Origin of the sequence: Alteriqipengyuania lutimaris (genome assembly GCF_003363135.1) — a bacterium.
GTDB classification, from domain to species: Bacteria; Pseudomonadota; Alphaproteobacteria; order Sphingomonadales; family Sphingomonadaceae; genus Alteriqipengyuania; species Alteriqipengyuania lutimaris.
This window is the reverse complement of the sequence record NZ_QRBB01000001.1, coordinates 774,883-790,749: the sequence shown is the minus strand read 5'-3', so window position 1 is coordinate 790,749 and position 15,867 is coordinate 774,883. Positions and strand designations below refer to the sequence as shown.

The following is a 15,867-nucleotide window of genomic DNA, read 5'->3' as shown; positions in this document are numbered from 1 at the left end:
CCCGACCCGCGCGATAGAGGCTCGCCTCTGCCGCGCGAGTGCTGCATAAGTCGGCGTCACATGCTGAGCGCCCTCCTCCTTTCGACACTCGCCATGATCGCGATCGTGGCGCTGCGCTATCTGGCGGTGAGCGGCGCGTTCGCGGTGCTCACGGCGCGCGTGCGGCCCGGCTATCATGCAGGTCTGCGCCCGCAGATCCGGCGCGAGATCGGCTGGTCGCTCGCCTCGGCCGCGATCTTCGGCATCCCCGCGGGCGTCGTCGCCTTCGGCTGGGATCGCTTCGGCTGGACGCTGATCTACAGCGACTGGACGGACTACCCGCTATGGTATCTGCCGCTGTCGGTCTTCATCTACCTGTTCGCACACGACACGTGGTTCTACTGGACCCATCGCCTGATGCACCGGCCGAAAGTGTTCCGCGCCGCGCACGCCGTGCACCATGCCAGCCGCCCGCCGACCGCGTGGGCCGCGATGAGCTTCCATCCGATAGAAGCACTCACCGGTGCGGTGGTTGTCCCCGTCCTCGTGTTCATCGTGCCGATACATATTGCTATGCTAGGGGTGGTGTTGGCCGTGATGACGGTGATGGGCGTGACGAACCACATGGGGTGGGAGATGTTTCCGCGCTGGCTGGTCCGTTCGGCCGTAGGCGGATGGATCATCACGGCGAGCCATCACCAGCTGCATCACGAGCGCTACAAGTGCAATTACGGACTCTATTTCAGGTTTTGGGATCGCTTATGCAAAACCGACCGAGGTCTATCGGAAAGCTTCCTGCGCTAGCGCTGGGCGCGCTTGCGCCGTTCATCATGGGCAATTCCGTCGATGCGCGGCAGGACGTCGTCGTGACGGTGGTCGATCTTCGCTCTACCGAAGGGACGGTCCTCGCCTGCCTCACCGCCGATCACGGCGCTTTCCCCGATTGCGGCGAAGACCAGAACGCGCAGCGCCGCGTGGTCCGGGCCAATTCGCGCGTCACCATCGTGTTCAACGACGTGGCGCCAGGAGAATACGCGATTTCGCTGCTGCATGACGAGAACGGCAACGGAAAGGCAGACACGACGCTGTTCCTGCCGAAAGAGGGCTTCGGCTTCTCGCGCGATGCCAAGGCGAATTTCGGCCCGCCCCGCTTTTCCTCTGCGGCATTTCGCGTGCAGCCCGATGCGCCCGTCTACCAGACGATCCGCATGCGCTATATCGGTCGCTGATCGCGCCACTCCATTTGCCGTCCCGGATTGCCGGTCGGCATAACGCAATGTTTACCATGGCCCGTCACAACGGTCACCGGACATTCAAGGGTTTTGGTGACGCATGGACAGCTTGCGGAGTAAATTCGGCTTTTCCGACGAGGACGACAACGTCTCGTGGGGTGATGGCGACGATGAAAGCCATCTCACGATCGACGAGGTGCCACCCGCTCCCGTCGCTCAGGACGAGCGCCGGATGCAGGTCCGCGCCTATAATTACTGGGCCAGCCTGCTGGGAGAGCGCGGTTTCCCGAGCGTGGAGGATATCGAGCCCGACAACATGCCCGATTTCGCGAGCAACAGCGTTCTGCTCGATTTCACCGCAGGGATCGAGAACCCGGCCATCGCCTTCCTCGGCGACAAGCTGGCCGGGGAGTGCGGCAGCGACACCGTGATCGAGACGCTGGCCGACGTGCCCGCGCGGTCGCTGCTGAGCCGAATCACCGACCATTACATGCAGATCCTCGCGAACGAGGCGCCGATCGGTTTCGAAGCCGAGTTTTCGAATCACAGCGGCGCCACGATTCTCTATCGCGGCATATTGCTTCCTTTCTCGACCGACGACGAGACGATCGACTTCATCTATGGCGTCATCAACTGGAAGGAAGTGGCCGACCAGCTGACGACGGACGAGCTGCTCCTCGAAATCGATCATGCGCTCGACGACAAAGCGGAAGAGCACGGCGACGATGACCCGCTGTTGCGGGGAACACCGCGCCGGGTCGCCGCGCCCTCGATCACGCGCTGGGCCGACGGCCCCGGCTCGGACAGCGACGATGCCAGCGCCGAGGCCGCCCGCCCCGATTCGCACGCCGGCGGCGGCACGTCGGGCAAGGCCATTCCCACACCTTCTTTCGCACGTCTCGATGCTTATCTGGGCGGCGGCTCGTCGAAGACGGAGCGCGGGCACCAAGCGGCAAATGACGCCAGCATCGCCTTCTCCAGCCAATTCTCCAAAGACGCGACCTTCGAGGAAGACGAGAGCGCCGATTTCGATCCGCTTTGCGGGCTGCGCGAACCGTCTCATGCGGTTGGCCTGAAGGACTGCCTCGCCGATGCGCGCGCGCTCGCCCAGGCGGCGCTCGACGCCGATGTTCGCAGCCGCTCCGCGCTCTATCGGGCAGTCGGTCGCGCCTATGATGTGAGCCTCGCGGCGCAACAGGATGGGCAAGCCTTCGCCCAACTGCTGGAGGACAATAACATTGCCGCCGTTCCCCGTGCGCCGATGACGCCGGTGGTCAAACTCGTTTTCGGCGCGGATTACGATAAGTCGCGCATTGCCGAATATTCCTGCGTCCTGTCCTTCGCCCACCGCCAGGGGCTGGAAACAGGTGCACTGGCGGAATATCTGGAAAACAGCGATGGCGGCCTGAAAGGCCTGGTCTCCCGCGAACGCGCGATCCGGCGCGGTGGCGACGAGGCGACGCCAGCACAATCGGCCAGGACACCGCGGGTTTATCGCAGGCTCGCCACGCTCGAAGGGCAGTCGCTCAGCGAGATACCCGCTCAGGGCGCGGCTTTCTCGCTGTGCGTGATCCGCCGCGACGAGCAAGGCGAGATCGCGTTTCTTGGCGAGGTCGCCGAAGACGAGCGATTGCTGGCGCGCGCGGCCAGGCATCTCTTCGACTAGGCACAGCTTATTCGCGTCTGACGACAGAGCCTCTTGCGGGGGTTCACGCGGGCCCGTCGGCACGCTAGCTCGCTGCGCATGGGGATTTTCCGGCGCAGACCTACCCGCGTGCAGCCATTCTTCGGCTATCGCAGCCACGACCGGCTGGTTCTGGTGGGCAGGACCCAGCGGTCGCGCGCTCCCGAATTCGAGAAGGGCCGCAGTCGCTGGGGCACCATCCGGGTCATGATGTCTCAGTTCTTCGCCAGCGAAGTGGCGGGAGTCGACGTGACGCTGTGCCTTACCCGGGCCGACGGCAAGGATTTCACGCACCACGCCACATCCGGCGATGACGGCTATTTCAGGTTCGAAGTCGATCTGGAAGGCGACTGGCCTTATCCCGCCCAAACCGCATGGGAGATCGTGCGGCTGGGGTGGGACAATGTCGATGGCCACCAGACGGTGACGGGTCACGTGCTGGTGCCCGGAGCCGATGCGCAGATCGGTGTCATCTCGGACATCGACGACACGATCATGGAAACCGGCATCACCGGCGGCTGGCACAACGTGGTCCGCAACTGGAAGCGCATCTTCGCACAGATGCCGCACGAACGGATTCTGGTCGAAGGGGCCGACGTCTTCTACGGCGCCATCGGCGGCGGGGTTGCCGGGGCCGGCAAGGACCAGCCGACCGGCAGCTTCATCCCTGCCACGCACCGCCCCTTCTTCTATATCTCGTCATCCCCGTGGAACCTGTTTTCGTACCTCGTCGCGTTCCAGCAATCGCGCGAGATGCCGCTGGGTGCGCTGTTCCTGCGCAACTGGGGCTTCAACATGGCGACCATCGGCAAGAAGAGCCACGGCGCGCACAAGCGTCGCGCCATTGCCGAAATCCTCGATCATTTTGGGCACCTGCGCTTCGCCTTCATCGGCGACGATACGCAGGGCGACCTGCCCGCCTTCGCCGAAGCGGTGGCGCGCCAGCCCGACAGGATCGCCGCGGTCTTCATCCGCACGACCGAAAAGGCGCTGTCGGAAGTCGAACTTGACGCGAAACGGGTCATCGAAAGCTTTGGAGTCCCGCTGTGGTTGGGAAACAGCTATGCGGTCGGCAAGGATTTCCTGAGAGCAGCAGGGGTTGCACCGCATGGGGAAACATCGCGCATCGTGGAAACGGTGGGCCCGGGAGATGGAGAGGAAGCCTAAGGAACCGGGCGGCTGCTGTCTGTTCCAGATGCTCTTCGTCCTCGCGCTGACGATCCTCGCCTACAACCTCTACCACTGGATCTGGCCGGACCTGCGGCACGACCTGCTCGACAAGGCCGACCTCGCCTTTACCTTCGATGCGCCGGTCGAAGAGCGGGGCCCGCTGGCCTATGGCCGGCACGAGGATCGCAAGCTGTTCATCTATCGCAGCGAAGACGCGCCCGAGGATGCGCTGCAGCCGGTGCTCGTCTTCTTCCACGGCGGCGGCTGGTCCGATGGCGATCCGGCTTCCTACGGCTTCATCGGCCGCAATTTCGCGCCCAGGGGCTTCGTGGTCGTCAATGTCGGCTATCGCCTGCTGCCCGAAGGCAAATATCCCGCGATGCTGGCCGACAGCGCGGCGGCGCTTCGCTGGACCACCCAGAACATCGCGAAATACGGCGGCGATCCGGAGCGTATCTACCTCATGGGTCATTCGGCAGGGGCCTACAACGCGGTCATGCTGGGTCTCGACCGGCGCTGGACCCGGCGCCTGGGCCTGCCCGACGACACGATCGACGGCGTGATCGGGCTGGCAGGGCCATACGATTTCCTACCGCTCGACAGCGAAAACACCGAAGAAGCCTTTGGCGAGGCGCGGCCGCTTGCGGCAACGCAGCCCGTGCGTTTTGCACGCGCCGATGCCCCGCCCATGCTGCTGGCGACCGGGTTCTACGACGAGAGCGTGGAACGCGAGAATTCCGAAGTGCTTTTCAATGCCCTCGCGGCAAAGGGCGCGCGCGCGCGGCATGTCGTGTTCAACGACATGGGCCACGCGGGCATTCTCATGACGCTCGCCCGGCCCTTCGACAATGATGCGCGGGTCAAGGACGAGGTCACCGGCTTCCTGCGCGAACGGGTTCGCGAGGGTGCGCGCGAGCGGATCGAGACGCGCCGCCGCCTGCGCGAAGCGCGGGCGACGGGTGAACCCGCGCCGGGGGCCGATGAACCCCAGGCGGATGTCACTGACAATGAGGACGAAGCTTCAGGAGACATTCAGCCCTCCGGGGGCTAGCGTGGACGCATCATGGCGTTCCTTTCCAGACTCCTCGCCTGCCTGCTGGCGCTTGCCCTCACGGTGCAGCCCGCCATGGCGCAAAGCGTGCTGCGCGACGCCGAGACCGAGGCGCTGCTGAACGACATGGCCGCTCCGCTGGCGGAGGCGGCGGGGCTCCGGCCGGGCAATGTCGAAGTCGTGCTGGTCAACGATCCGTCGATCAACGCCTTCGTTGCAGGGGGCCAGGTGGTCTACATCCACACCGGGCTGATCAACGCGGCGGACAGCGCCAACGAGGTCCAGGGCGTGATCGCCCACGAGCTCGGCCATATCACCGGCGGACACGTCATCAGTTCGGGCGACGGGATGCGCAGCGCGCAGACCATTTCCATTCTGTCGCTGCTGATCGGGATCGCCGCCGCCGCCGCAGGCGCGGGCGATGCGGCGATCGGTGCGATGATGGCGGGCCAGCGCGCGGCGATGGGCAAGTACCTCGCCTTCAGCCGCGTACAGGAATCGGCGGCCGACGCGGCGGGCGCGGAATATCTTTCCAAGGCCGGCGTCACCGGCAAGGGTTCGCTGGAGTTCTTCGGCAAGCTGCTCAACCAGGAATACCGCTACAGCCGCAGCCAGAGCGACGAGGCGGGCTTCAACCGCACCCACCCGCTTTCGGGCGACCGGATCGCGCGCCTGCGCGAGGTCTACCAGCGCGACGCGGCGTGGGACACGCCGCCCGATCCCGAATTGCAGGTCCGCTTCGAACGCGCCCGCGCCAAGCTTTTCGGCTACCTGTCCGAAACGGACCGGACGCTGCGCACCTATCCGCGGTCGGACACCAGCGTGCCCGCGCGCTATGCCCGCGCCTATGCCTACCACAAGGACGCGCAGATCGACGCCGCGCTGGACGAGGCGGACGCGCTGCTCGCGGCCAATCCCGACAATCCCTATTTCCTCGAGCTGCGCGGGCAGATCCTGCTCGAGTCGGGCCGCCCTGACGAGGCGCTGCCCGACCTTCGCCGCGCGACCGAGCTCACCTTCAACCAGCCGCTGATCGCATCGATGTTCGGTCACGCCCTGATCGCGACCGAGAATTCGGACAATTTCGAAGAGGCCGAGCAGGTTCTGCGCGCTGCGGTCGCCAAGGACCGGCTCAATCCCTTCGCGTGGTACCAGCTGGGCGTGGTCTATGCCGAACGCGGCGACATGCCGCGCGCGCATCTGGCGAGCGCGGAGCGGCAGGTGATGACGCGCGATTACCTCGCGGCGTTGCGCAGCGCGCAGCTGGCCGAGTCCGCCCTGCCCGTCGGCTCGGCCGACTGGCTGCGCGCGCAGGATGTGCGAATGCAGGCGCAGGCCGCACTCGAACGTGCGCGCGAAGACAGCTAAGGGCCTGCAAACATGAAAGAATCGATTCTGCGCGGCATCGGGGTGTTCGCGCTCGCCCTGCTGGGCGGGCTGCTGGGTGCGGGCCTGTTTGCGATCACCGGTATCGGCCAGCATTGGGCCGACCGGCAGACCGAAGCCTACCTGCTGGACAATCCCGAAATGCTCCAGCGCATGGCGAGCGAGCTTCAGGCGCGCGATGCGGAAAGGCGCCTGGCGGCGGCGGGCGAGGAATGGCGCGCGCCCTTCCCCGGCGCGGTGCTGGGCAACCCGGAGGGGAGCCGAACCCTGTTCGAATTTTCGGACTATAATTGCGGCTATTGCCGGTTGAGCCACGCGCATGTCGAACAGCTGGTCGCGCAGGATCCCGAACTGCGGGTGGTGATCAAGGAATGGCCGATCTTCGAAGGCAGCGAGGCGGCGGCGCGCATGGCGCTGGCGGCGGCCAAGCAAGACAAGTTCGCCGCCTTCCACCGCGCGCTGTTCGAGCAGGAAACCGCCGACGATGCAGCCATCGCGCGCGCGGCCGAGGCAGCCGGGCTCGACGTTCGACGTGCACGGACCGAAGCGCAGGGCGAAGATGTGACGATGGAGCTGATGCGCAACGCGCTGCTGGCCGAAGAGCTCGGCTTTACCGGCACGCCCGCATGGATCACGGGCAACCGCATCCTCCAGGGCGCACAGGGCGTCGAGGCGCTTGCCGAAGCGATCGGCGATACGACCGACGCGTCATGACCTTCGCCGTTCGGAGTATGACGCGCTGGCTCGCCGCACTCGCAATCGTGGCGGCAGGATCGCCGACTTTTGCGCAGGTCGAAGCACAAGCCGGCGTCGAAGCCAATCCCCGGGTCCAGCTGCCGGCGGTCCCCGCGCCCGAAGTTGAGGCAACGCGCGCTCCGCTTCCCGAAGATGTGGCGCAGCTCCGGGCGCAGGACGCGCGGGTGCTCGTGCTCGGGTACCGGCTGCTGACGGGCAATGCGCGCTATTGCGAGGACGCGACCTCGTCGGCGGGGCTCCTGCTCCACGACATGGCCGCCTACGGCGCGGGCGACCGGCTGCGCCGCGTGCTCGGCCTCACGGGCGATGTCGGCGTGCAGGCACTGGTCCCCGGCGGCCCGGCCGAGCGTGCGGGAGTAGTGGTCGACGACACGGTGCTTGCGATCGGGGCGATGCGGATCGCCGACATTGCGACCGAAGGCGCCGAACCGTGGGAGCGGATCGAGACGATCCGGGCGGAGGCCGAGCGACTGCTCGCCCAAACCGGCCGACTGCCGATCACCGTCATGCGTTCCGAAGGACCGGCGACGATTGAGATCGATGGCGTGCCCGCCTGCCGCAGCAGGTTCGAGATCGGCGAAGGCGGCCGCGCGGTGGCCGACGGGCACCGCATCGTCATCGGCCCCGATTTCGCCGGGATCGACTATCCCGACCCGCTGCTGGCCGCCGTGCTCTCGCACGAGCTCGCGCATAACCTTTTGCGCCATCGCGCGTGGTTCGATGCCAATGGCGGCCGCAAGCGCAAGGCGGTGCGCCTGACCGAGCGCGAGGCCGACCGGCTGATGCCGTGGCTGCTCGCCAATGCGGGCTTCGACCCGCGCGCCGCGATGCGGTTCTTCGAGGAATGGGGCCCGCGCCACGGCGGCTGGATCTTCCGCGCACGCACGCATGACGGCTGGGACGAGCGGGTCGAATTCATCGAGGCCGAGCTCCCCCTGATCGAGAGCCTGCAACAAAGCGAGCGCGAACTCGACTGGGCGCAGCATTTCAGCCGCGAAGAGCTGCCCGGATCGAAGCGCGCCACGCGCTAGGCGCTGGCCGAGGCGAGCGGCCTCGCCATCACGCGGCGCACCATCGGTTCGAAGAATTCCAGCGTCTCGCTGTCGTAGTCGGGATCGAAGGCGGCCTGGTCGTAGGTTTCGCAGAAATGCCTGCACGCCTCGTAATGCGGATTGTCGCTAAACGCCTCACGCGCGTTGCGATCCATGCCGAGGAAGTGGAAGTAGTAGTAGCCCTGGAAGGCGCCATGGTTCTGGCAGATCCAGTGGATATCCTCGGTCACGAAGGGCTTGATGATCGCCGCGCCGACTTCGGGATGATTGTAGCTGCCCAGCGTATCGCCGATATCGTGCAGCAGCGCCATGACGACATATTGCTCGGAGCGTCCGTCGCGATGCGCGCGCGTGGCGGTCTGCAGCGAATGTTCGAGCCGGCAGACCGGAAAGCCGCCGAAATCGCCGTCGAGCAGTTTGAGATGGTTGAGCACCCGGTCGGGCAGACCCTTGGCAAAGGCGCGGTATTCGCTGCCGATGATCGCCCAGTCGTCCTGCGTGCCTTCCTTCATTTCGCGAAATTTCGCGCGTGCGGCGACGGAATGAAGCGTATCGGCCGGCTGCATATGTCCTCTCCTCTCAGGCGCACGCTATCCTATCGCGGGACCTCGCGCAAAAGTTTGGGAGAAACGCCTTGGTTGCGCTAGGGAACGCGCATGATGGCCGTGCTGCCCTCCCGCCCTGCGCCGTTTTTCGCGAACAAGAACCGCGCGTTCTGGAACCTCCAGTTCGCCGGTTGGGGCGGCGCGATGGTGCTGCGCGGCATCCAAGGCGTGGTGAACGACCAGGGCCTCGGCTTCCTGATGCTGGTCTTCATCGCCACGGTCACGGGCTTCTCGCTCAGCCTGCTGCTATCGGTGGTCTACCGCAACCTGATCGGTCGCCCCCCGCTCGTCACATGGGGCTTCACCACGCTCGCTCTCGCCGCTGCGGTGAGCACGCAGGTGCTGGTGGAGGCGTGGGTGGTCGGCCTCTATTACTCGGACCGCGAGACCACGCTCACGCAGCTGTTTTTCCTCTACCTGTTCGTCGAGTTGCCGCTGCTCGGCGCATGGACCGGGCTCTATTACGCGATCAACTATTTCCTCCAGCTGGAAGAGCAGGCCGACCGGCTCGAGCGGCTCGAGGCGCAGGCGACCAGCGCGCAGCTCGCGATGCTGCGCTACCAGCTCAATCCGCATTTCCTGTTCAATACGCTCAATTCGATCAGCACGCTGGTGCTGCTGAAACAGACCGAGCCCGCCAATGCGATGCTGACGCGCCTCTCGCGTTTCCTGCGCCATACGCTGGTGTCGCAACCCGGCGGAACGGTGACGGTGGAGCAGGAGGTCGAGACGCTGAAGCTCTATCTCGATATCGAACGCATGCGGTTCGAGGAGCGGTTGCAGACCGAATTCGACATTGCCGAGGAAGCCGCCGAGGGAGTGCTTCCCTCGCTGCTGCTCCAGCCGCTCATCGAGAATGCGATCAAATACGCCGTCTCCCCCCTCGAAGAGGGCGCCAAGATTTCGCTGTCGGCTCAAGTATCGGGCAAGCGGCTGCGGCTGGTGGTGTCCGATACGGGCCCGGGACTGAAATCTCCCGTGGAATCGACCCGCGGCGAAGTCCCCGCCAGCGCGAGCCCCGATTCGACCGGCGTCGGCCTGACGAATATACGGGACCGTCTGGCGCAAGCCTATGGCGATCAGCACCTGTTCGAGATCAGGTCACCGGCCAACGGAGGCTTCACGGTGATCATCGAACTCCCCTTCGAGCGCGAGGGAGAGGAAGAGGTCGCCCCGCTAGTCCCGCCGCCCGAATTGACGACCCATCCCTCCTTGCGCGATGGAACGGGTTCTGTCGGAACGGGTAGCGGGAAACAGGACAATGCCCCGCCCGTTGACGATACGGCGTACCCCCGCGCCATAGGATAGTGTGAAAATGACCATCAAGACGATCATCGTGGATGATGAAAAGCTCGCGGTTCAGGGGCTCCAGCTGCGCCTGGAACCCTTCGAGGACGTGGAGATAATCGACACCTGCTCGAATGGCCGCGAGGCCATTCGCAAGATCAAGACCTTGCGACCCGACCTCGTGTTCCTCGACATCCAGATGCCCGGCTTCGACGGATTCGGCGTCGTCCAGGGTGTGATGGATATCGAACCGCCGCTGTTCGTCTTCGTGACCGCCTATCAGGAACACGCGATCCGCGCCTTCCAAGCCAATGCGCTGCATTACCTGATGAAACCTGTCGACGAGGACAAGCTGGCCGACGTGATCGAGCGCGTACGCCAGCGGCTCAATGAAAAGCGCGGCGCGGACGAGGCGGAAAAGCTGATGAACGTGCTGGCCGAAGTCGCCCCCGAAGCGGCCGAGGAATTGCAGGAAGGCTCCCCCGACGGCGCCGAGCGGTTCGAGAAGCTGATCAACGTGAAGGACCGCGGCAAGATCTTCCGCGTCGAAGTCGATTCGATCGAGCATATCGAGGCGGCGGGCGACTACATGTGTATCTATACCGGCGACAATTCGCTGATCCTGCGCGAGACGATGAAGGATCTCGAACGACGGCTGGACCCGCGCAAGTTCCAGCGCGTCCACCGCAGCACGATCGTCAATCTCGATCAGGTGCGCCAGGTGAAGCCGCATACCAACGGCGAATGCTTCCTGGTGCTGGGATCGGGTGCCGAGGTGAAGGTCTCGCGCTCCTACCGCGACGTGGTCGCGCGCTTCGTGCATTGAGATTGCTCCCGCACCGCTCATGCCGGCCTTGTCGAAGGATCTTTTTTCCTTCTAGCACGATGCCCCGAAAACGACGTGGATCCCTCCGACAGGATCGGGACGAACGGGAGTAGACATGGCTTTCCAGATCGACGGCTTCGACCTCGACAACTTCGTGCGCGCAACCCTGGCCGAGGATCTCGGCGAAGGCCTGCCCGGAGGCGGGCGCGACGTGACCTCGCAAGCCGTCATCCCGGCGGATGCGAAGTTCACCGGCGTGATGGACAGCCGCGATCCCATCAGCGTCGCCGGGCTGTCGGTCGCAGCGGCGTTTTTCCGCGCGCTGGACCCCGACTGCACGGTCGAACTGCTGGTGGAAGAAGGCGCGAAAGCCGAGCCCGGCACCGATCTCATGCGGATCGAGGGCAACGCGCGTGCACTGCTGACGGCGGAGCGTGCCGCGCTCAATACCGTGCAACACCTCTCGGGAATCGCCACGCTGGTTCGCCACTATGTCGACCGGATGGACAATCCCGAGTGCACCCTGCTCGATACGCGCAAGACCCTGCCCGGCCTGCGTCACCTCGAAAAATACGCGGTTCGGATGGGTGGCGGGGCCAACCACCGCATGGGGCTGTGGGACGCGGCGATGATCAAGGACAACCACCTCGCGGTTGCCGGATCGGTCGGCGAAGCGGTGCGCCGCGCGCGCGAGGCGGGCGTGGGGGAGATCATCTGCGAGGTCGACCGGCTCGACCAGATCGAGCCCGCGCTCGACGCGGGCGCCACCCGGCTGCTGCTCGACAACATGGCGCCCGACATGCTGCGCGAGGCGGTAAGAATCGTCGCGGGCCGCGTCCCGACCGAGGCATCGGGCGGCATCACGCTGGAGACGATCGCGGCCAAGGCGGCCAGCGGCGTCGACTACGTATCGGTCGGGCGGCTCACGCAGAGCGCTCCGGCGGCGGATATCGGTCTCGATTTCACCCCGCTGGATTGAAGCGACGCTTGCCCCGGCACGCGGCATGTTGCACGACTGCGTTTGCAATAACTTAGGGGGATTCCGCCCGTGCGGCCGCAATCGATCAAGCTTTTCGACCTGTTCTATCTCGGCTCTATGTTTCTCGGAGCCCTCGGCTTCATCGCCAGCTATCCGAGCGTGAAGGCAGAGTTTGCCCGGCAATCGGCGGAAAGCGGAGTGACGGTTCCGCCCGAAGTCAGCATTGCAGGCTATGTGATCGGCGCGCTGATCGGGCTGGCGCTGTGGTATTTCGTGTCGCGCCGGCGCTCCACCATCGCCAAGTGGATCCTGGTCGCGTTGTTCCTCCTCTCGCTGGTCAATGTCGGCGGCTATTTCGTGGGGCCGACGCCGCTCTACGAAATCTACGGCCTGCTCTCGCTGATCGCCAATGCCATTGCGATCGCCCTGCTCTTCCGCGCAGATGCGATCCGGTGGCTGAACGAAAAGCCCGCCGACGATGTGGTCGAGCCGACCGCAACCGGTACCCCGCACGACGAGGCCTAGCGCCTTGCGGCGCGCCGCAGGGATGCTGGCGTGGATCGCCGCAACCCTGCCCGCCGCTGCCGTGGCCCAGAGCTATCAGTGCGATCTGCCGCGCAACGTGTCCGTGCCCGGCGTCACGCGCGATGGGCCGACACGGACCATGCCCGTCGCCGGCTATATCCTGTCGCTGAGCTGGAGCCCTGAATTCTGTCGCACGCGTACCGAATCGCCGCGCCACGCGCGGCAATGCTCGGGCCGCTGGGGGAGCTTCGGGCTGATCGTGCACGGGTTGTGGCCGCAGGGCGCGCGCAGCTGGCCGCAATGGTGCTCCGCACGCCGGGCCCGGCCCACGGGCGCACAGCTTGCCCGGCAGATGTGCGTCCAGCCCTCGGCCCGCCTCGCGATGCGGCAATGGGCCAAGCACGGCAGCTGCATGGCCGACCGGCCCGACCTCTATTTCCGCATCACCCGCATCCTCAACCGCAGCCTCGACTGGCCCGACCTCGACCGGCTTTCGCGCGAGGACGACCTCACCGCAGGGCGCATCCGCGAGGCATGGATCGCCGCAAACACGAACTGGCGGCGCGAGATGATCTCCGTCCAGCTCAACGAGCGCGGCTGGCTGGAAGAAATCCGGCTGTGTTACGGACGCGACTGGCTTCCGGCGGCGTGCGAGCGGTCGGCTCGCGGCGCGAGCGACGAGACACCCGCGAAAATCTGGCGTGGACTCTAGCGCCTCGTGCCGAAGAAATCGCGCAGCAACCCAGCCGCCGCCTCCTCACCCATGCCCGAATAGATTTCGGGCCGGTGATGGCACTGCGGATGCTCGAAGACCCGGGCGCCGTGGGCCACAGCGCCGCCCTTGGGATCGGCAGCAGCGTAATACAGCCGCGCGATTCGCGCATGGGCGATGGCACCGGCACACATCGCGCACGGCTCCAGCGTCACCCACAGGTCGCAGCCCTCAAGCCGTTCCTGCCCCAGCGCCCGGGCCGCCGCGCGCAGCGCGAGGATTTCGGCATGGGCGGTCGGGTCGGCGAGCCCGCGCGGGGTGTTATGCGCGGCGGCGATCACCTCGCCACGCCGCGTGACCACCGCGCCCACCGGAACTTCGCCAGCCTCGGCAGCCTTGCGCGCCTGTTCCAGCGCGGCCTGCATGAAGGGGGTGGGGAAGCGCGCCGTACGCTCCCCCCGATGTTCGGAAATCAGTCTTCCGCTTCGGCGTTGGCTTCTTCGCCGGGTTCTTCGACGTCGACATCCATTGTCGGCACTTCGATCTCTTCGGTGGTCGTGTCGGTGTCCACGTCGACATCCGCGGTATCGACGTCGTATTCGGGCATGTTGCCGCCTTCGACTTCGGGCATTTCCGCTTCTTCGGTCTGCTCGACGTCGCAGCCGGCAAGGGCGAGGGCGGCGGTGCCAAGTGCTGCGGCGGTGATGATGGCTTTCATGGATAAGTCTCCTGCTAGGTCAAACGCGGCTTGGCCGCTCGACAAATGCGGCGTAAAGCAGGCTGTCTCATGCGTAAAGCCGCACTTGGGCCGAGCAAATAGAGCGCTTTTGGTTGACAATTCGGAAAATGGCCGCTAAGCGCGGCGACTTTCCGGCACAGACCGATCACCTTTTTTGAGAAGAGATAAGCCATGTCGCGCATCTGCGAACTGACCGGCAAGGGCCGCCAGGTCGGCCACAATGTCAGCCACGCGAACAACAAGACCAAGCGTGTGTTCCTGCCCAACCTGCAGAACGTCACGCTGCTGAGCGAGAAGCTGGACCGCAGCTTCAAGTTCCGCGTTTCGACGCAGGGTCTTCGTTCGGTCGAGCATAATGGCGGTCTCGACAACTGGTTGCTCAAGACCAAGGACGAAAAGCTTTCCGCGCGCGCCCTCAAGGTGAAGCGCGAGCTGAAGAAGGCGGCCAAGGAAGCCGCCTGAGCCTTCCCGGCTTTCGCATTACGGAAACGACCTGGGCGCGTTCGCATAGTCAGCGATCGCGCCCGTCGTCAGTTGAGCAGTCCTGGTCGCCGGTGTCCTACATTGCCCTGCCGCGCTAGCTGAGACGCGGCTCTTTCACACCGTCGATTCCGCTAGCAAACCGCGCCGTTCGGCTGCGCGGTTTTTCTCCCCTTGGACAGTGTGTCAGGTGTGTCAGGCCGCAAAGCCATACCCGCCTGATTCGGCATTTTCCGTCGGTGCTCAGTCCGGCATCGGTCCCAGGAACAGCAGCGGATCGAGCCGCGAATCGCGCCACTTGAGGCTCCAGTGCAGATGCGGCCCCGTCGCGCGTCCGGTGGCGCCGATCGTCCCGAGATACTGCCCCTGCCGCACCTTCTGGCCTTCGCGCACCACGGTGGTCGCCGAATGCAGGAAGGCGCTGTTCAACCCCATCCCGTGGTCGATCATCAGCAGCCTGCCCTCCAGCGTGAAGGGGTCCTGCGCCACCAGCGTCACCACCCCGTCGGCGGGCGCCTGATAGGGCGTTCCCGTCGGCTGTGCGATGTCGAGCCCCGAGTGATAGGGGCCTGGCTTGCCCTGATAGACGCGCTGCGAACCGAAGCGGCCCGAAATGCGCCCGGTCGCGGGCCAGATGAAATCCTGCCGCCACCCTTGCGCGCCGGTCTCCTGCGCGCGCGCGGCGACGATCTGCGCGATCTCGCCCTCACGCAGCCGCTGGAATTCGGCGCTGCTGCGGCCTGCGCGGTAGGGGACATTCACATATTCGAGATTCCAGTCGCGCGGCGCGACGGTCAGCGGGCTCGAAACCGTGCGGCCATCGTCGAGCACGGCGACCAGCTCCGCCTGCGGGCCCTGGTCGCGATCGAATGCGGCGAAGAAATAGCCATCCTCGTCGAAGCCGATCGCTTGCTCGCCCAGCCGCGCGCTGCGCGTATTGCTCGGCACGCGGCCGCGAATCCAGCCTCCCTGCTCCAGCTCACCGCGAAAAGTGAAGGTCGCGCGAGCGGGGGCAGGAGCCGGTGTCGGAGTGGGGCTGGCGGTAGGCGCAGGCGTCGGACTGGCCGGCGCGGCGACCGGCTGGACCGTCTCGCTCGGAGTTTCGAGCGAGTCGGCGGTCGAGCAGCTGCCCGCCAGCACCAGAACGGCAAGCGCGCCGACAGCCGTTTTCGGGAAGGAGAGGCTCACGCCTGGCCGGTCAGGCGGCGGGTCGCGATCTCGCAGCTGGCATAGGCTTCTTGGTGCTCCGCGCTCCAGTAGCGCAGGTTTTCGAGCGGGATCGGCTCGCCGGTCACCGCGCAGGGCACGAAGCGCCCGCTGCGCAGCACGCGGAAGGAGTTGGGACCGAACTGGAGCCGCGCGGGCTGATCGCTGGAAGTGGTAAGCATGCAGGTGATATAGCAA

The 15,867-nt window shown here is 65.6% G+C and carries 19 protein-coding genes; 14 read left to right on the top strand and 5 right to left on the bottom strand.

What is annotated here, in order from left to right; translation table 11 throughout:
* Positions 1 to 60: 60 nt before the first annotated feature.
* The 8 genes from DL238_RS03880 to DL238_RS03845 all read left to right on the top strand — a co-directional run bounded on the left by DL238_RS03880 (position 61) and on the right by DL238_RS03845 (position 8,289).
* Entirely contained in the window at positions 61 to 783 is a 723-nt protein-coding gene (locus DL238_RS03880; protein WP_115491056.1) for a sterol desaturase family protein, read from the top strand.
* 26 nt (positions 784 to 809) lie between these two features.
* Entirely contained in the window at positions 810 to 1,208 is a 399-nt protein-coding gene (locus tag DL238_RS03875) for a DUF2141 domain-containing protein (protein ID WP_234030950.1), read from the top strand.
* Between the two features lie 103 nt (positions 1,209 to 1,311).
* Positions 1,312 to 2,877, top strand: coding sequence for a PAS domain-containing protein (locus tag DL238_RS03870; protein ID WP_115491054.1), 1,566 nt, complete (start codon positions 1,312 to 1,314; stop codon positions 2,875 to 2,877).
* Positions 2,878 to 2,985: 108 nt separating this feature from the next.
* Complete coding sequence (locus tag DL238_RS03865; RefSeq protein WP_234030949.1) at positions 2,986 to 4,062, top strand: phosphatase domain-containing protein; 1,077 nt, start codon at positions 2,986 to 2,988, stop codon at positions 4,060 to 4,062.
* Positions 4,046 to 5,116, top strand: a complete 1,071-nt coding sequence (locus DL238_RS03860; protein ID WP_234030948.1) for an alpha/beta hydrolase — start codon at positions 4,046 to 4,048, stop codon at positions 5,114 to 5,116. Before DL238_RS03865 ends, DL238_RS03860 begins: the two co-directional genes overlap by 17 nt.
* 12 nt (positions 5,117 to 5,128) lie before the next feature.
* Positions 5,129 to 6,484, top strand: coding sequence for a M48 family metalloprotease (locus DL238_RS03855; RefSeq protein WP_115491051.1), 1,356 nt, complete (start codon positions 5,129 to 5,131; stop codon positions 6,482 to 6,484).
* Positions 6,485 to 6,496: 12 nt separating this feature from the next.
* A complete protein-coding gene (locus DL238_RS03850) occupies positions 6,497 to 7,216 on the top strand; it encodes a DsbA family protein (protein ID WP_115491050.1) in 720 nt (239 codons plus the stop codon).
* Entirely contained in the window at positions 7,213 to 8,289 is a 1,077-nt protein-coding gene (locus tag DL238_RS03845; RefSeq protein WP_234030947.1) for a hypothetical protein, read from the top strand. The genes DL238_RS03850 and DL238_RS03845 overlap by 4 nt, the downstream gene beginning before the upstream one ends.
* Here DL238_RS03845 and DL238_RS03840 read toward each other — a convergent pair.
* The gene (locus DL238_RS03840; RefSeq protein WP_115491049.1) at positions 8,286 to 8,876 is read right to left on the bottom strand and encodes an HD domain-containing protein; all 591 of its coding nucleotides are present in this window, start codon (positions 8,874 to 8,876) and stop codon (positions 8,286 to 8,288) included. The two genes, DL238_RS03845 and DL238_RS03840, sit on opposite strands and share 4 nt — an antisense overlap.
* 93 nt (positions 8,877 to 8,969) lie before the next feature.
* On the opposite strand from DL238_RS03840, the gene DL238_RS03835 reads away from it, so the two are divergent.
* The 5 genes from DL238_RS03835 (at position 8,970) to DL238_RS03815 (ending at position 13,244) form a co-directional block, all read left to right on the top strand.
* Positions 8,970 to 10,223 (top strand): sensor histidine kinase, encoded by a 1,254-nt coding sequence (locus DL238_RS03835; RefSeq protein ID WP_115492754.1) that lies wholly within the window; start codon positions 8,970 to 8,972, stop codon positions 10,221 to 10,223.
* 7 nt (positions 10,224 to 10,230) lie between these two features.
* Positions 10,231 to 11,028, top strand: coding sequence for a LytR/AlgR family response regulator transcription factor (locus tag DL238_RS03830; protein WP_115491048.1), 798 nt, complete (start codon positions 10,231 to 10,233; stop codon positions 11,026 to 11,028).
* A 115-nt stretch (positions 11,029 to 11,143) separates the two neighbouring features.
* Complete coding sequence (gene nadC, locus DL238_RS03825) at positions 11,144 to 12,007, top strand: carboxylating nicotinate-nucleotide diphosphorylase (protein ID WP_115491047.1); 864 nt, start codon at positions 11,144 to 11,146, stop codon at positions 12,005 to 12,007.
* Between the two features lie 69 nt (positions 12,008 to 12,076).
* A complete protein-coding gene (locus DL238_RS03820; protein ID WP_115491046.1) occupies positions 12,077 to 12,532 on the top strand; it encodes a hypothetical protein in 456 nt (151 codons plus the stop codon).
* Between the two features lie 4 nt (positions 12,533 to 12,536).
* On the top strand, positions 12,537 to 13,244 hold the full coding sequence (locus DL238_RS03815; protein WP_115491045.1) for a ribonuclease T2 family protein: 708 nt from the start codon (positions 12,537 to 12,539) through the stop codon (positions 13,242 to 13,244).
* On the opposite strand, the gene DL238_RS03810 is transcribed toward DL238_RS03815, so the two are convergent.
* Both DL238_RS03810 and DL238_RS03805 read right to left on the bottom strand, forming a co-directional pair.
* Complete coding sequence (locus DL238_RS03810; RefSeq protein WP_115491044.1) at positions 13,241 to 13,669, bottom strand: nucleoside deaminase; 429 nt, start codon at positions 13,667 to 13,669, stop codon at positions 13,241 to 13,243. The genes DL238_RS03815 and DL238_RS03810 overlap by 4 nt on opposite strands.
* A gap of 47 nt (positions 13,670 to 13,716) precedes the next feature.
* Positions 13,717 to 13,962: a hypothetical protein gene (locus DL238_RS03805; RefSeq protein ID WP_115491043.1), complete on the bottom strand. Its 246-nt coding sequence runs from the start codon at positions 13,960 to 13,962 to the stop codon at positions 13,717 to 13,719.
* Positions 13,963 to 14,154: 192 nt separating this feature from the next.
* Between DL238_RS03805 and rpmB the strand changes: the two genes are divergently transcribed.
* On the top strand, positions 14,155 to 14,445 hold the full coding sequence (rpmB, locus tag DL238_RS03800; protein WP_115491042.1) for a 50S ribosomal protein L28: 291 nt from the start codon (positions 14,155 to 14,157) through the stop codon (positions 14,443 to 14,445).
* A 261-nt stretch (positions 14,446 to 14,706) separates the two neighbouring features.
* Here rpmB and DL238_RS03795 read toward each other — a convergent pair whose 3' ends face one another.
* Together DL238_RS03795 and DL238_RS03790 are read right to left on the bottom strand one after the other, a co-directional pair.
* On the bottom strand, positions 14,707 to 15,651 hold the full coding sequence (locus DL238_RS03795) for a M23 family metallopeptidase (RefSeq protein ID WP_234030946.1): 945 nt from the start codon (positions 15,649 to 15,651) through the stop codon (positions 14,707 to 14,709).
* Positions 15,648 to 15,851, bottom strand: coding sequence for a DUF2093 domain-containing protein (locus tag DL238_RS03790; protein WP_115491041.1), 204 nt, complete (start codon positions 15,849 to 15,851; stop codon positions 15,648 to 15,650). The genes DL238_RS03795 and DL238_RS03790 overlap by 4 nt, the downstream gene beginning before the upstream one ends.
* Between the last annotated feature and the right edge of the window lie 16 nt (positions 15,852 to 15,867).

Excerpts from the sequence above, each read along its gene's own strand:
- DL238_RS03875 (WP_234030950.1), top strand. The coding sequence starts at position 810 with ATGGGCAATTCCGTCGATGCGCGGCAGGACGTCGTCGTGACGGTGGTC.
- DL238_RS03880 (WP_115491056.1), top strand. The coding sequence starts at position 61 with ATGCTGAGCGCCCTCCTCCTTTCGACACTCGCCATGATCGCGATCGTG.
- DL238_RS03855 (WP_115491051.1), top strand. The coding sequence starts at position 5,129 with ATGGCGTTCCTTTCCAGACTCCTCGCCTGCCTGCTGGCGCTTGCCCTC.
- DL238_RS03850 (WP_115491050.1), top strand. The coding sequence starts at position 6,497 with ATGAAAGAATCGATTCTGCGCGGCATCGGGGTGTTCGCGCTCGCCCTG.
- DL238_RS03810 (WP_115491044.1), bottom strand. The coding sequence starts at position 13,669 with ATGCAGGCCGCGCTGGAACAGGCGCGCAAGGCTGCCGAGGCTGGCGAA.
- DL238_RS03860 (WP_234030948.1), top strand. The coding sequence starts at position 4,046 with ATGGAGAGGAAGCCTAAGGAACCGGGCGGCTGCTGTCTGTTCCAGATG.
- nadC (WP_115491047.1), top strand. The coding sequence starts at position 11,144 with ATGGCTTTCCAGATCGACGGCTTCGACCTCGACAACTTCGTGCGCGCA.
- DL238_RS03805 (WP_115491043.1), bottom strand. The coding sequence starts at position 13,962 with ATGAAAGCCATCATCACCGCCGCAGCACTTGGCACCGCCGCCCTCGCC.
- rpmB (WP_115491042.1), top strand. The coding sequence starts at position 14,155 with ATGTCGCGCATCTGCGAACTGACCGGCAAGGGCCGCCAGGTCGGCCAC.
- DL238_RS03790 (WP_115491041.1), bottom strand. The coding sequence starts at position 15,851 with ATGCTTACCACTTCCAGCGATCAGCCCGCGCGGCTCCAGTTCGGTCCC.
- DL238_RS03840 (WP_115491049.1), bottom strand. The coding sequence starts at position 8,876 with ATGCAGCCGGCCGATACGCTTCATTCCGTCGCCGCACGCGCGAAATTT.
- DL238_RS03830 (WP_115491048.1), top strand. The coding sequence starts at position 10,231 with ATGACCATCAAGACGATCATCGTGGATGATGAAAAGCTCGCGGTTCAG.
- DL238_RS03845 (WP_234030947.1), top strand. The coding sequence starts at position 7,213 with ATGACCTTCGCCGTTCGGAGTATGACGCGCTGGCTCGCCGCACTCGCA.
- DL238_RS03870 (WP_115491054.1), top strand. The coding sequence starts at position 1,312 with ATGGACAGCTTGCGGAGTAAATTCGGCTTTTCCGACGAGGACGACAAC.
- DL238_RS03835 (WP_115492754.1), top strand. The coding sequence starts at position 8,970 with ATGGCCGTGCTGCCCTCCCGCCCTGCGCCGTTTTTCGCGAACAAGAAC.